Here is a 14139-nt window from a genome sequence, read left to right on the forward strand (position 1 = left end):
AAAGAGAATTAAGGGTGGGTGCATCTCACCCATTACCAAATTTCCGGCAAAGTAGATTGTTATTTGCATAAAGGTAAAGGTGAAGGAATTACGCGCCATTTGCCGATGAGCTTACGGCCCGGAACGCCGGCCGGGAGAGGGCCGGCGTGCCGGGGATGCGAGCCTCAGGGGGACGCGAGCGCCTCCGTCGGCGACATGCGGGCCGCGCGGACCGCGGGGTAGAACCCGGCGACACCTCCGATCACCAGCGTCGCGAGCACGCCGCCCGCCATCGCCCAGACGGGAACGATGGACGGCCAGCCCTGGGACGTGGCGTAAGCGGCGGTCACGCCGATGCCGAGCAGCACTCCCCCGGCCCCGCCGATCAGCGACAGCAACAGGGATTCGACGAGGAACTGGGACCGGATCTGCCCTCGTGTGGCGCCCAGGGACCGGCGCAGGCCGATCTCGGCGCGGCGCTCCAGCACGGAGATGACCATGGTGTTGGCCACGCCCACCCCACCGACGATCAGGGCGACTCCGCCCAGGCCGAGCAGCAGCGCGTTGAGCGTCGCGTCGGTCGCCTGCTTGGCGGCGAGCGCGTCGGAGGGACGGGAGACCTCGACCTCGTTGGGGTTCTCCGGGTTGGCGGTGGCCGCCAGGACGTCCCGCACCGCGACGACCTGCTCCTCCTCGGCCCGGGTGTAGACCGTCGTGGGGTAGCCGTCGAAGTCGAGTCGCTCCTCGGCGACCGGCCAGCCGACGAGCGCGGAGGCGTCCAGTTCGGGGGCGAGCGGCACCGGCGCGAGCACGCCGACGACGGTGAACCACCGGCCGCCGAGCCAGACCCGCTGGTCGGGCCCCGCCTCGGCTACCCCCAGCCGGTCGGCCGCCTTGTCTCCGAGGACCACGGCAGGAAAGCCCTGGGTGGCCTGATTGAGCCAGGCGCCGCTGGCGACCGTCGCACCGACGTCCGCGAGCAGGTCGAGCCTGGCCGCCTGGACCGAGATGCCGGCGGTCTGGCCCTCCGGGATGTGGTCGTTCCGGTAGACCTTGGCGCTCGTGGCGCCGATCGCGGTCACCGAGGTGACGGGGGCGATCTGGCCGATCATCCCCTCCGCCTCGGCCGGCAGGTGGGAGTTCTCCCCGAAGAAGGTCTGGCCCGGCGAGACCGTGAGCAGGTTGGTGCCGAGCGCGGCGAGTTGGCGGTTCAGCTTCTCCTGGCTGGAGGCCGAGATGCCGACCACCCCGATCATCGCGGCGATGCCGATCGCGATCCCGAGCGCCGACAGGAAGACCCGCAACGGCCGGGCCCGCAGCCCTGCCCCGCCGACCCTGATCACGTCACGCGGGCGGAGCCGCGCGGGAGACGGCCTGCCGGACCGCCCGCCCCGCGGGTGCCCCGGGATCGGTTCCGCCGGGTTCTGCGCCGTGGTCAGCATGCCGCCACCCGCCTCACCCGGGAGTCCTCCATCACACGGCCGTCGAGCATCTCGATCCGCCTGGGCAGCCCGGCGGCGATGTCCCGATCATGCGTGATGATCACCACGGTGGTCCCGCCCCGATGGAGCTCCTGGAGGAGCCCCATCACGCCGGCACCCGACGAGGAGTCGAGGTTGCCGGTGGGCTCGTCGGCGAGGAGCAGCAGAGGGTCGCCGACGACGGCGCGGGCGATCGCCACCCGTTGCCGCTCGCCGCCGGAGAGCTCATGCGGGCGATGGTCGAGCCGATGTCCCAGGCCGACCCTGCGCAACGCCTCAGCGGCACGTCCGCGCCGTTCGCGCAGGGCGACACCCGAATAGAGCAGTCCGTCGGCGACGTTGTCGAGGGAGGGGACTCCGGCCGCGAGGTGGAAGTGCTGGAAGACGAAGCCGATCACTCCGGCCCGCAGGGCGGACAACTCCCGGTCGGACAACTCCGCGACGTCGTGGCCGGCGATCCGGACCGTGCCCTCCGTGGGCCGGTCCAGCGTGCCGATCATGTTCAGCATCGTCGACTTCCCCGAGCCGGACGGCCCGACGATGCCGACGAGTTCGCCGTAGCGGATGGTCGTCCCGGCTCCGCGCAGCGCGACCACGTCGCCGCCGTAGACCTTGCTGACGCCCGCGAGTTCCACGATGTACGGCCCGCCGGCCGCCTCGGGCGTGGTGACGCCGTCCCGGCTCACGAGGGCACCACCACGGTCGCGTCCTCGTCCACCCCGGTCACCTCGACCTTGCCGTCGGCGAACATCCCGGTCTCGACCGCGACGTAGCGGGTGGCGGGGCCCTCCACGACCTGCACGCCGTACCCGCCCTCGGCCAGCGCGACCAGGGCCCCGACCGGGACGACGAGCACGTCCTCGCGCTTCGCGGAGACGATGGTGACGTCCACGGGAGCGGTGTCGTAGGTCTTGAGCTCGCCGTCGTCGCGCACCGAGACGACCACGTCGACCGTGGTCGTCGTCTCGTCCTGGGTCGTGGTCTCCGTCGCCACCTTGCCGACGCTCGTCACGGTGCCCTGCACGGTGGCGCCGTCCGGCAACTCGACGCTCGCCTTGATCCCCTTCCTGACCAGGTGCTGGTCGGCCACGTCGAGGGGGATCGTGACCTCGCGGGTGGTGCCGGTGTAGGTGAGGACGGGCCCGGCCGCCTGGCCGCCGAGCGCGGCCTTGAGTTCGGCGATCCGGAGCGGGCCGTCGTGGACGACGACGTCGCCCGGCGCGATCTGCCCCGTGACCTTCAGGCCCAGGTCGTCCTGCCACTCCTCGACCGCCTCGCGGGTGGCCCAGGTGAACTCGTCGTCCACGGTGAAGCCGTCATAGCCGAGCTTGGCCAGGTTCTGCTCCAGCATCCTGACGTCCCGGCCCTCGATCCCGTTCTGGAGGATCCGGTAGAGAGGCGTGACGCCGTAGAGGAGCGGGACCCGGTCGGCGTCGGCGCTGTAGACCGCGCGCCCCCTGGTGATCGTCGCGCCCGGAGCCGGGAGCCAGGTGATCGTGCCCTGCCCGCGGCCGGTGACGGTGGCCGTGTCGCCGTACCCGAGCGTGCCGTCGACCTCCTTGGTCTCGGTCAGCGTCGTCCGCTCGACCGTGGCCGTCGCGGGGGGCGTCCGCACGGCGACCGCCGTGCCGCCCTCGCCCCCCACGCCGATCGCGGTGGCGGCCACGGCCGCCGCGAGCAGCGCGGCGCCGCCGGTCGCCGCGGCGGTCCTCACCGCTCTGCGCCGTCGCGGGCGGCGGACCGGCCCATCCGGCGGTCCGATCTCGTCGTGCGGCGCGTCCACCGTGTGCCGGGCGGCCCCCTCCGCCTCCGTCTCGCGGGTCTCGGTCACGGTCGGCCTCCCATCGGGCCCAGCTTGTCCCGGCAGGCCTCTGAGGCCTCCTGGAACTTGGGATCGTCGGGGCTGAACCCGGGACCTCTTCCGGTGATCTTCACGCCGCCGCCGCTGAAGTCCGGATCGGGCATGTCCACGCCGTGGTCCCGCATGCACTTGGTGAACGCGAGAGCCTGTTCCTGCTGTTCGGGGGAGATCTCGCGGCCCTTCTCACCCATCGGGTTCAGGCTCCGGCACGCCTCCATCGCCTTTTCGACCTTCGCCTCGCCGCCCTTGCCCGCGTTCACGCGTATACGCATGCCGCCCTTGCCGTCGGTCTCCGGATCGGGCATGTCCACGCCGTGGTCGCGCATGCACTGGGCGAACTTCCTGCCCTGCTCCGCGGGGTCCACCGAGGGTGCCGGGGAGGCGCTCGCCTGCGACGCGGTCTCGGTGCCCTTGACCGAGGCCACGCCCGGCGAGGCGCCGGCTTGTCCGCATCCGACGGCGAACGCGAGAAGCGCCGCCGCCACAAGTGTTCTTCGCATGAGCCCGATGGTGCGCGGCGCCCATCGGAGCCGGCCCGGAGCTACCTCGGAGGACCATCAGAGTCCGGATCTTCCTGCTCCCCCGGCGAGGCGTCGAGCGGCAGCAGGACGCGGAACACCGCGCCCGCATCACCCTCCCTCTCAGCGCCCGTCGTCGTGCCGGAGGGTGCGAGTTCGACGCGTCCGCCGTGCGCCCGGACGATCGCGGCCACGATGGCGAGCCCGAGCCCGGCTCCGCCTTCGGCGCGGGAACGGCTCTGGCTGACGCGGTAGAGGCGCTCGAAGATGTGCGGCACATGGGCCGGCGGGATCCCCGGCCCGGTGTCGGACACCTCGATGACCCCCATCAGCCCGGCACGCCCCGCGCCCACGGCGACGGCCGGAGCGGACGCGGCCTCGGCGACGCCCACCCGAACCGTGATCTTCGCGTCCGGCGGCGTGTGCGCCAGGGCGTTGGCCACGAGGTTGGCCGGAACCTGCCTGAGCCGCGCCTCGTCCCCCACCACCACGACCGGGGCCAGCGACGGGCCCAGGCCGGCCAGCCGTACCTGCCGGTCGGGCACCCGGGCACGGGCGTCGCGGATCGTGTCGGCGGCGATCTCCAGCAGGTCGACGGGATGGCTGTCCATGGGACGTTCCTCGTCCAGGTGAGCCAGGGTGAGCAGGTCGTCGACCAGGACGCCCATCCGGCCGGCCTCGTCCTCGATCCTGCGCATGGCCTCGTCGAGCGGCGGCCCCGGCGGGGTGCCTCCCCTGCGGTACAACTCGGCGAAGCCCCGCACGGAGGTGAGCGGCGTGCGCAACTCGTGAGAGGCGTCGGCGAGGAACCGGCGCATGCGCGCCTCCGACTGCGCCCGCGCGGCGATCTCCCTCTCGACGCGGTCCAGCATCACGTTCATCGCGATGCCGAGGCGGCCAGGCTCCGTGTGCGGGTCGTCCGCCGGGACGCGCCGGCCGAAGTCGCCCGCGGCGATGTGCCCCGCCGTCTCCTCCATCCTGGTGAGCGGGCGCAGGCCGAGCCGTACCAGCGCGGCCGCGGCCAGGCCGAGCAGGAACAGCACCACCGCCATGACTCCGGCGTCGATGGCGAGCAGCCACTTCTGGATGGCCTCGATCTCGGCCATCGACGAGGCCGTCACCATCGTCCCCCCGCCGGGGACGTCCATCGCCATCACGCGCCAGGACGGCCCGTCCGTGCCGGGCACCGTGTACGGCTCGCCTCTGCGGATCTCCTCGAAGGAGCCGAGATCCGGTCCGCTGATGGGCTGGGAGGGGAACCCGCCGGTCAGCTTTCCGTCCGGGGAGAAGAAGTAGATCGCCCGGTCGCCCACGATCCGTGCGACGATCTTCTTCTCCACCGGGATGCCGGCCTCCCCCGGGTCTCCCGGAGCGGCGAGCCCGTCGGGCGGCCGCCGGGCCAGAGCGACCAGACCCGAGGAGGCGACACCCGTGGTGGCGCTCAACTGGTCGTCGAGCCGGTCCATGAGATAGCCGCGCAGCAGGGCCAGCCCCGCCGTGTTCGCCAGCACGAGCGCGAGACCGGTCAACGCGACGGCGGCCACCACGAGCCGGGTGCGCACCGTCCAGCGGCCCGGGCCCCTCACGAGTCGCCCTTCCGTGGCAGCTTGAGGGTGTAGCCGACCCCGCGCACGGTCTGGATCAACGGTGGATCCCATTTGTCGATCTTCTTGCGCAGGTAGTAGACGTACGACTCGACGATGCTGGAGTCGCCGTCGAAGTCGTACCGCCAGACCCGGTCGAGGATCTGGGTCTTGCTCACCACCCGGCCGGCGTTCGCGAGCAGGTAGGCGAGCAGGTTGAACTCGGTGGGCGACAGGTCGACGAGGATCCCGGCACGCCGCACCTCGTGGGCATCCGGGTCCAGTTCCAGGTCGGCGTAGGACAAAACGTTGCCCTGCGGCGGCTCCGCCACCCGGCTCCTGCGCAGGATCGCCCTGATCCGCAGGACGACCTCCTCGAGACTGAACGGCTTGGCGACGTAGTCGTCCGCGCCGATGCTCAGCCCCTGGACCCGGTCCTCAACCGTGTCCCGTGCCGTCAGGAACAACACGGGCACCTCCCCCAGCCGTCGTGCCACCTCGAACCCGTCGAAGTCGGGCAGCATCACGTCGAGGATCACGATGTCGGGCTCGAACTCCCTGACCGCGGTCAGCGCCTGAGAACCGCTCTCGGCCGTTCTCACCTCGAAGGACACCAGGCGGAGCGTCTGGGAAAGCAGCGTGCGGATGTTCGGCTCGTCGTCGACGACGAGAACCTTGGCGGCCCGATCCATATCTCAGGGTCTACCTGAGAATCCTCAATTTCCGCTCAAAGCCCCTGTCGCACGCGAGATCCGGCCCGTTGAAGGCGCGGTGAACCCGGCTGGTCAGGTAACCCTTACTTAGAATAGCCTTACCTAAATTTTGCTCGGGCCTGAAGGAGTGCGGGTGGGTGGTTCAGGTCCCTCGGGACGCGACGTCCTGAGGCAGGTGATCAGCGGACAGCGACGCGACGTCGCCCTGGGCTCGCTCCTGGGAGCCGGGCACCAGGCGGGCGAGGCGCTCGTCCCCGTCCTGATCGGCGTCGTGATCGACCAGGCCGTCGCCGGTGGCGAGGTGACCCCGCTGCTGGCGTGGCTGGCCGTGCTCGCCGTCGTCTACGTGGGGCTGTCGTTCAGCTTCCGGTTCGGCGCGCGCGCCGGGGAACGCGCCGCCGAACAGGCCGCGCACGTCCTGCGCGTACAACTCGTGACCCGCGTCGTGGACCCGCGCGGCGGGGCGGAGAACGGCAGGCTCCCCGGCGCCCTGACCAGCATCGCGACCGAGGACGCCAAGCGGGTGGGCACGGTCGCCATGGCCGTGATGTTCGGGTTCTCCGCGCTCATGGGCCTTCTCGTGGGAGCCGTGGTCCTGCTGCGGATCTCGATCCCGCTGGGCCTGGTCGTCCTGGTCGGCACCCCCGTCCTCCTGTGGGCCGGGCACCTGCTGAGCAAGCCCCTCGAGCGGCGCAGCGAGGCCGAGCAGGAGCGTGCCGCGCACGCGTCGGGCGTGGCCGCCGACCTGGTCGCCGGGCTGCGCGTCCTCAAGGGGATCGGGGCGGAGTCCGCCGCCGTGGCCCGCTACCGGCGCACCAGCCGCGACTCGCTGGTCGCGACGTTGCGGGCGGCCCGGGCCGAGGCCGTGCAGAACGGCATGGTCCTCACCCTGACCGGGGTCTTCATCGCCGTCGTCGCGCTGGTGGGCGGACGGCTCGCCATCGACGGCGACATCAGCCTGGGCCAGCTCGTTTCGGCGGTGGGGCTCGCGCTCTTCCTGCTCGGCCCGCTGGAGGTGTTCTCCTGGGTCAACGCCGACTTCGCCCAGGGCAGGGCGTCCGCCGCGCGCATCGCCGGAGTCCTCGCCGCGCCGCCCGACGTCGTGCCCGGGGACGCGCGGCTGCCCGAGCGGCTCAGCGGTGCGCTGCGGCTGCGAGGAGTCGGCCACGGCTCGCTGCGCGACATCGACCTCGACGTCGCCCCCGGCGAGGTGCTCGGCGTGGCGGCGACCGATCCGGCGGACGCCGCCGCCCTGCTCCGCTGCCTGAGCAGGCAGGCCGACCCCGACACGGGGGTGATCGAGCTCGACGGCGTGCCGCTGCGCGACCTCGATCCGGCGGACATCCGCATGGCGATGCTGGTGGCCGAGCACGACGCCGACCTGTTCGAGGGCACCCTGCACGGCAACGTCACCGCCGCCGCTCCGGCCGCGGCCGATCCGGGAGCCGCCCTGGCGGCTATGGCCGCCGCCGGAGCCGACGAGGTCGCCCTGGCCGTACCGCGAGGCGGTGACGCGACGGTCAGCGAGCGGGGACGCTCTCTGTCCGGCGGACAGCGCCAGCGCGTCGCCCTCGCCCGGGCCCTGGCCGCCGACCGCCCGGTGCTCGTCGTCCACGATCCGACCACCGCCGTCGACGCGGTCACCGAGGCGCGCATCGCGACCGGTGTCCGCGAGATCCGGCGCGGGAGGACCACGATCCTCGTCACCACCAGCCCCGCTCTGCTCGCGGTCGCCGACCGGGTGGTGCTGCTGGACGGCGGCCGGATCGCCGACACCGCTCCGCATGCCGACCTCGTCGAGCGCCACGCCGCCTACCGGACGGCGGTGCTGGCATGACGACGCCAGCCTCATCTGAGGCACGCGAGCCTTCCCGCTACCTCCTGCCGACCGCTACCCCCGCCGAGACGCGCGCCGCCATGCGCGACCTGCTGCGCCCGCACCGGATGCTGTTGCTCGGGGGGTTCGCCGTGATGGTCGGGGCGACGGCCGTCGGGCTGGCCACGCAGCCGCTGCTCGGGCGCATCGTGGACCTCGTCGCGGAGCGGCACCCCGCCGGGGCTATCACGCTTCCTGTGGTGCTGCTGGGTGTCGTCGCGGTCGTGCAGGGCGTCACCACCGCGCTCGGGTTGTCGCTGGTCTCGAGGCTCGGGGAGACCGTGCTCGCGCGGCTGCGTGAGCGCTTCGTCGACCGGGCTCTTCGGCTGCCGCTGGAACGAGTCGAGAAGGCCGGCTCCGGAGACCTCACCGCACGGGTGACCGCCGACGTCTCGCAGATCGCGGAGGCGGTGCGGACCGCACTGCCCGAGCTGTCCCGCTCACTGCTGTCGATCGTGCTGACGCTCGTGGCGCTGGCCGTGCTCGACTGGCGGTTCCTCGTGGCGGCGCTGCTCGCGGTGCCGATCCAGGCGCACACCGCCCGCTGGTACGTGCGCAACGCCGTCCCCCTCTACGCGCGGCAGCGCGTGGCCGCGGGCGCCCAGCAACAGCAGTTGCTGGACACCATCGGCGGCGCCGCCACGGTCCGCGCGTTCCGCTTGGAGGCCGAGCACATCGACCAGGTCACCCGGCGCTCCTGGTCGGCGGTCGAGTTGACGATGCGCGGCGTGCAACTGGTGCTCCGGTTCTACAGCCGGCTGCACGTCGCCGAGTACACCGGCCTGGCGGCCGTCCTGGTGGCCGGCTTCGTGCTGGTGCGCAGCGGGTCCGCGTCCATCGGGACGGCGACGGCGGCCGCGCTGTACTTCCACAGCCTGTTCGGCCCGATCAACTCGGCGCTCGTGCTGATCGACGACGCCCAGTCCGCGGGCGCGAGCCTCGCGCGACTGGTCGGCGTGGCGGCAGCGCCTTCCGGGGAACACGACGCCGGGCCCGAATCCGAGCACGAGAATGAGCACTCAGCCGAGCACGGGGCCGGGCGCGCGGGCGATCAGGCGGCCGTGACGGTGTCCGGACTCGGGCACGCGTACGAACCGGGCCGGCCCGTCCTGCACGACGTGGACCTCGTCCTGCGGACCGGTGAACGCGTGGCGCTGGTCGGGGCGAGCGGCGCGGGCAAGACCACGCTCGCCAAGCTCATCGCGGGGGTGCACCGGCCGGCCACCGGGTCGGTACGGCTGGCAGTCGCCCCATCCGCGGGCAACGGCCGCCCGGTCGCCCTGGTCACACAGGAGGTGCACGTCTTCGCGGGCCCCCTCGCCGACGACCTCCGGCTGGCCCGGCCCGGCGCCGGCGACGACGACCTCCGGGAGGCGCTCACCCTCGTGGGCGCGCTCGACTGGGCCGAGGCGCTGCCCGACGGCATCGCGACCGTGGTGGGCGAGGGCGGCCACCGCCTCACCCCGACGCAGGTCCAGCAGGTCGCCCTCGCCCGCCTCGTCCTGGCCGATCCACCGGTCGCGGTGCTCGACGAGGCGACGGCCGAGGCGGGCAGCACGGGGGCACGCGCCCTGGAGTCGGCCGCGGACCGGGCGATCGAGGGCCGCACCGCCCTGGTCGTCGCGCACCGCCTGACCCAGGCCGCGACCGCCGACCGGGTCGTCGTCATGGACGCCGGCCGGATCGTCGAGATCGGCGCCCATGACGAACTGCGGGCCGGCGGCGGAAGTTACGCCGCGCTCTGGGAGGCGTGGTCGGACACCCGCGCGCCACACCCGCCCGGCCCTCCTCGCTCCCCTCACCCCCCGAACGACGCCCCCCGGCACGCAACGAATCCGAAATCGACATGAAGGGTCTTTTGATGTTCCGCTCCCTGAGAGGCACCCGGCTCGCGGTGGGACTGGCCTCCGCCCTGCTCCTGTTCGGCGCCGCCGCGTGCGGCTCGGACTCCGGCACCACCGGCTCCGCCTCCGGGCAGCCTTCGGACTCCACGCCGCAGACCGGCGCCTTCCCGGTGACGATCCAGCACAAGTTCGGGTCGACCACCATCCCGGCCGAGCCCCAGCGCATCGTCACCGTGGGCCTGACCGACCAGGACTCCGTGCTGGCCCTCGGCAAGGTGCCGGTCGGGACGACCGAGTGGATCGGCGGCTACAAGGGCGCCATCGGGCCGTGGGCCGCCGACAAGCTGGGCTCCTCCGCCGTGCCTGCCGTGCTGAAGGACACCGGCACCGGGCCCCAGATCGAGAAGATCGCCGCGCTGCGCCCCGACCTGATCCTCGCCCTGTACTCGGGGCTGACGAAGGACCAGTACGAGCTGCTCTCGAAGATCGCCCCCGTGGTGGCCCAGCCCGCGCAGTTCGCCGACTACGGCATCCCGTGGCAGCAGCAGACCCAGACGATCGGCACCGCGCTCGGCAAGCAGGCCGAGGCGAACAAGCTCGTCTCGGACGTCGAGGCCCGCTTCAGCGCCGCGCACCAGGAGCACCCCGACTTCGCGAAGGCCACAGCGGTGATGGCCACGCCGTACGAGGGCATCTTCGTCTACGGCAGCCAGGACGGCCGTTCGCGGGTGCTCACCTCGCTCGGCTTCACGCTGCCCGCCGGTCTTGACGCGGTCGTCGGCGACGAGTTCGGCGCCAACATCAGCAAGGAGCGCACCGACCTGCTCGACACCGGCGCGATCGTGTGGATCGTCTCCGACCCCACGAAGGACGCGGCCACCCTCCACGCGGACAAGTTGTACGGCGACCTGAACGTGGTCAAGCAGGGCCGTGAGGTCTACATCCAGGAAACCGGTGACTACGGCAACGCCATCTCGTTCGTGTCGGTGCTGAGCCTGCCGTACACGCTCGACAGGCTGGTTCCGCAACTCGCGGCGGCCGTGGACGGCGACCCCGCGACACCGGTGGAGCAGGCCGCCTCCTGACACTCCCATGAGCCGGTCTCCCTGAGCCTCGCCTCCGGCGCAGGGAGACCACGAGGGGCCGGGCCGCGATCGCGGCCCGGCCCCTCTGCACGTCTCCCCGACGTGCCCGGCCCGGCGAGCGGGTTCAGGATGCGGCGGACAACAAGGTGAGCGCGGCGTGGCGGGCATGCTCACCCGCGCCGGCGCCGCCGTGGTGCGCGGCGACGACGGTCGCACCCTCGACCAGCATGAGCAACTGCCGCCCCAGGACCTGGGGATCGGTGGCTCCGGCGCGCTCGGCGATGCCGGTCAGCAATTCGAGGTAGCGGTCGAGATGACGTGCGGTGATGGCGCGTACGGTCTCGACGTGGTGCTGGGCGGCCGCGTTCAGCATCGCGCAGCCGCGGAAGACCGGGTCGTCGTACCACTGCTGGAGGGCGTCGAACACGGCGGCGAGCTGGTCGCGGGGGTCGTCGCCGGCGGCCGCGGCGGCCGCGGCCAGCCATTGCACGACCCGCTCGCTGCGCTGCCGGAGCATGGCCTCGACCAGGCCCTCCTTGGTGCCGAAGTGCCGGTAGAGCGTCTCCTTGGACACCCCGATGCGGGTGCACAGCTCGGCGACGCCGATGCCGTCGAGCCCGCGCTCGTACAGCACCGCGGTGGCCGCTTCGAGGATGGCGGCGCGGGTGCGCGCCGGGTCGATCGTCGAGCCTTTGGCGACTGGCATGCGATAGATGGTACCGCTCGGTTCGATCAGGTGCTAGCGTCTCGGATCGTACCGATCGGTTCGACCTTGGGGACCTCCGTGATCGCTTGCCGCCGCCCTCCGCCTGCCCCTGACACCTACGATCACGAACTTCCCCGCGCAGTGTTCATGAGGCAGGCGCTCGTGAGGCAGGCCCGGTGGCAGGCGCTGCGGTTGGCTCTCGGCACCGCTTCGGCGCTGGGGCTGGCACGCTTCGCCTTCGGACTTCTTCTGCCGGCCATGCGTGACGACCTTCACTGGAGCCTGGCCGACGCCGGCACGATGAGCGCCGCCAACGGGCTCGGCTACCTCCTCGGCGCTCTGGCGACCCCCGTCGTCCGGCGACGGCTGGGCACCGCCGCCACCTTCCGCTGGGGGATGGTCCTCACCGCGATGGCGCTCGCCGCCACAGCCGTCGGCGGTGACCACCTGGCACTGCTCACCGCACGGGCCGTCGCCGGGGCGGCGGGGGCCTTGGTGTTCGTCACGGGCGGTGTGATCGCGGCGCGCATCGCCACCGGCATCTCCTCCGGCATGCCCATCGCCGTCTACTTCGCCGGCACCGGGCTGGGCATCGTGTTCGGCGGCGTGACCATTCCGACCCTGGGGGATCGATGGCAACTCGCCTGGGCCTGCCTCAGCGTCGCCGCCGGTCTGGCGGCACTGGTCAGTTGGTCCGCAGCACGCACCGACGAGGACACCCCCGCATCGGCCGCCCCCGCCGGCCGCCGGCCGGTGCGCCCGCTGCGGCGGACAGCCCTGGCCTATCTCCTGTTCGCCGCCGGATACATCACCTACATCACCTTCCTGTCCGCCTACCTCGCAGACCGGGACGCACCGGTTTCGCGGGTGGCGTTCACCTGGACGGTCCTGGGGCTGGCCGTCATGGCGGCGCCCTTCCTGTGGAGCCGTCCCATCACCCACTGGCCCGGCAGCAGAGCCCTGGCCGCGCTGCTCGCCATCCTCGCCGGAGGAGCGGCACTTCCCCTCATGTCCCCGGCGGAGCCGGTCATCCTCGCCTCCGCGATCCTGTACGGAGCGACGTTCATGGGCGTCCCCGCCGCCGTCACCGCGCTCATCAAGGCCACCATCCCGCCCGCCGGCTGGACCGCCGCACTGGCCGCCTTCACCACGCTGTTCGCCGCCGGCCAGACCGCCGGCCCATGGCTGGCCGGGCTCCTCGCCGATCACACCTCGACCGACGCGACCCTGGCGTGGACCGCGATCCTGTGCGCCGCGGCGGCCCTGATCGCCACGATCGGGGCCCGTTCACGCCTCTCCACAGCGCCCCCCACAACGCCCCTGCCGGGCGGCGTCATCGAGACGGACGCCTGAGTCACCCGGTCATCCACCGATAAGGAACACGGTTATGGCAACTTTCGTCCTGATTCCCGGCATGTGCCACGGCGGCTGGTGTTTCGATGAGCTCGCCGAACGACTCCGCGACCACGGGCACCGCACCTACCCGCTGACACTGACCGGGCTCGGCGAACGCGGTCACCTGCCGCACGGCGGAGTGAACCTCGACACGCACCTCCAGGACGTGACCGGCGTCCTGGAGACCGAGAACCTCCACGACGCGGTATTGGTCGGCCACAGCTACGGCGGGATGGTGATCACGGGTGTCGCCGACCGCATGCCCGGCCGCGTGGCCTCGCTGGTGTACCTGGACGCCGTCGTGCCGGGCGACGGCGACTCGTGCTGGAATCTGGTCTCCGATCGAGAACGGCAGTGGTACGCGGACGTGGTGGAGACCGGGTACGCGGTGCGGCCGCTGCCGTTCTTCGACACCAGGGCCACACCCCACCCGGTCGCCTCGCTGCTCCAGCCTCTGCGCCTCACCGGGGATCCGGCGCGGGTCCGGCGCCGGGTCTATGTGTACGCGGCGGGCTGGGACGGCGAGTCCCCCTTCACACCCGTCTATCAGCGGCTGCTCCAGGACCCCTCGTGGGCGACGTACGCGCTGGACAGCGGGCACAACCTCATGCGGGACGCACCACAGGACCTGCTGAAGATCCTGCTCGAGGCCGCAGAACCCCAGCTCGGATCGGCGTGAGGTCCGCGTGCCGGGCGACGTCCGTGCCTGCTCGGCCGACCACTCGGTGCTCACGGTGGCGATGACCGGCACCGGCTGCTCGCCCGCGACGGCGAGCAGCCGGTCGTCCGCAGGTCTCCGGACGGCTCGCGCGGTCAGCCTCGCTGCTCCTCGACCAGGCTCTTGGGGCGCATGTCGGTCCAGTTGGCCTCGATGTGGTCCAGGCACTCCTGCCGGGTGGCGGGCCCGTGGGCGACCGTCCATCCAGCCGGCACCTCGACGAAGTCGGGCCACAGGCTGTGCTGTCCCTCGTCGTTCACCAGCACCGAGTAGACGCCGTCGGGGTTCTCGAAGGGGTTGCTGCTCACGGGATCGTTTCTCCTATTTCGTTGGCGTTCGTTGATATGCGTGAGGATTCGTCCGGCCAGTGGGGCCGCGTG

The 14139-nt window shown here is 72.2% G+C and carries 13 protein-coding genes; 5 read left to right on the top strand and 8 right to left on the bottom strand.

Annotated elements, in window-relative coordinates; all coding sequences use genetic code 11:
* Positions 1-164 precede the first annotated feature (164 nt).
* Genes Pmi06nite_RS07440 through Pmi06nite_RS07465 form a run of 6 tightly spaced genes read right to left on the bottom strand, consistent with a single transcriptional unit; the run spans position 165 to position 6114 of the window.
* A complete protein-coding gene (locus tag Pmi06nite_RS07440) occupies positions 165-1421 on the bottom strand; it encodes an ABC transporter permease (protein ID WP_203952139.1) in 1257 nt (418 codons plus the stop codon).
* Positions 1415-2146 carry an ABC transporter ATP-binding protein gene (locus tag Pmi06nite_RS07445; RefSeq protein ID WP_239113743.1) on the bottom strand — a complete coding sequence of 244 codons (732 nt, stop codon included), beginning with the start codon at positions 2144-2146 and terminating at the stop codon, positions 1415-1417. The genes Pmi06nite_RS07440 and Pmi06nite_RS07445 overlap by 7 nt, the downstream gene beginning before the upstream one ends.
* Positions 2143-3291 (bottom strand): peptidoglycan-binding domain-containing protein, encoded by a 1149-nt coding sequence (locus Pmi06nite_RS07450; protein WP_203952140.1) that lies wholly within the window; start codon positions 3289-3291, stop codon positions 2143-2145. Before Pmi06nite_RS07450 ends, Pmi06nite_RS07445 begins: the two co-directional genes overlap by 4 nt.
* Positions 3288-3821, bottom strand: coding sequence for a hypothetical protein (locus Pmi06nite_RS07455; protein WP_203952141.1), 534 nt, complete (start codon positions 3819-3821; stop codon positions 3288-3290). The genes Pmi06nite_RS07450 and Pmi06nite_RS07455 overlap by 4 nt, the downstream gene beginning before the upstream one ends.
* 41 nt (positions 3822-3862) lie before the next feature.
* The gene (locus Pmi06nite_RS07460; RefSeq protein WP_203952142.1) at positions 3863-5425 is read right to left on the bottom strand and encodes a sensor histidine kinase; all 1563 of its coding nucleotides are present in this window, start codon (positions 5423-5425) and stop codon (positions 3863-3865) included.
* Entirely contained in the window at positions 5422-6114 is a 693-nt protein-coding gene (locus Pmi06nite_RS07465) for a response regulator transcription factor (RefSeq protein WP_203952143.1), read from the bottom strand. Before Pmi06nite_RS07465 ends, Pmi06nite_RS07460 begins: the two co-directional genes overlap by 4 nt.
* A gap of 154 nt (positions 6115-6268) precedes the next feature.
* Here Pmi06nite_RS07465 and Pmi06nite_RS07470 point away from each other — a divergent pair, with 154 nt between their 5' ends.
* From Pmi06nite_RS07470 to Pmi06nite_RS07480, 3 genes are read left to right on the top strand one after another with little or no spacing between them, the layout of a single operon-like run.
* On the top strand, positions 6269-7972 hold the full coding sequence (locus tag Pmi06nite_RS07470; RefSeq protein WP_203952144.1) for an ABC transporter ATP-binding protein: 1704 nt from the start codon (positions 6269-6271) through the stop codon (positions 7970-7972).
* Positions 7969-9861: an ABC transporter ATP-binding protein gene (locus Pmi06nite_RS07475; RefSeq protein ID WP_203952145.1), complete on the top strand. Its 1893-nt coding sequence runs from the start codon at positions 7969-7971 to the stop codon at positions 9859-9861. The genes Pmi06nite_RS07470 and Pmi06nite_RS07475 overlap by 4 nt, the downstream gene beginning before the upstream one ends.
* A gap of 11 nt (positions 9862-9872) precedes the next feature.
* Positions 9873-10940 carry an ABC transporter substrate-binding protein gene (locus tag Pmi06nite_RS07480; RefSeq protein ID WP_203952146.1) on the top strand — a complete coding sequence of 356 codons (1068 nt, stop codon included), beginning with the start codon at positions 9873-9875 and terminating at the stop codon, positions 10938-10940.
* Positions 10941-11064: 124 nt separating this feature from the next.
* Here Pmi06nite_RS07480 and Pmi06nite_RS07485 read toward each other — a convergent pair whose 3' ends face one another.
* The gene (locus Pmi06nite_RS07485; RefSeq protein ID WP_203952147.1) at positions 11065-11646 is read right to left on the bottom strand and encodes a TetR/AcrR family transcriptional regulator; all 582 of its coding nucleotides are present in this window, start codon (positions 11644-11646) and stop codon (positions 11065-11067) included.
* 147 nt (positions 11647-11793) lie between these two features.
* Between Pmi06nite_RS07485 and Pmi06nite_RS07490 the strand changes: the two genes are divergently transcribed.
* Positions 11794-12999 (top strand): YbfB/YjiJ family MFS transporter, encoded by a 1206-nt coding sequence (locus Pmi06nite_RS07490; protein WP_203952148.1) that lies wholly within the window; start codon positions 11794-11796, stop codon positions 12997-12999.
* Positions 13000-13033: 34 nt separating this feature from the next.
* The gene (locus tag Pmi06nite_RS07495; RefSeq protein ID WP_203952149.1) at positions 13034-13720 is read left to right on the top strand and encodes an alpha/beta fold hydrolase; all 687 of its coding nucleotides are present in this window, start codon (positions 13034-13036) and stop codon (positions 13718-13720) included.
* A gap of 134 nt (positions 13721-13854) precedes the next feature.
* On the opposite strand, the gene Pmi06nite_RS07500 is transcribed toward Pmi06nite_RS07495, so the two are convergent.
* Positions 13855-14067, bottom strand: a complete 213-nt coding sequence (locus tag Pmi06nite_RS07500; protein WP_203952150.1) for an MbtH family protein — start codon at positions 14065-14067, stop codon at positions 13855-13857.
* Positions 14068-14139 lie beyond the last annotated feature (72 nt).

This window comes from Planotetraspora mira, assembly GCF_016863275.1.
Lineage (GTDB): Bacteria > Actinomycetota > Actinomycetes > Streptosporangiales > Streptosporangiaceae > Planotetraspora > Planotetraspora mira.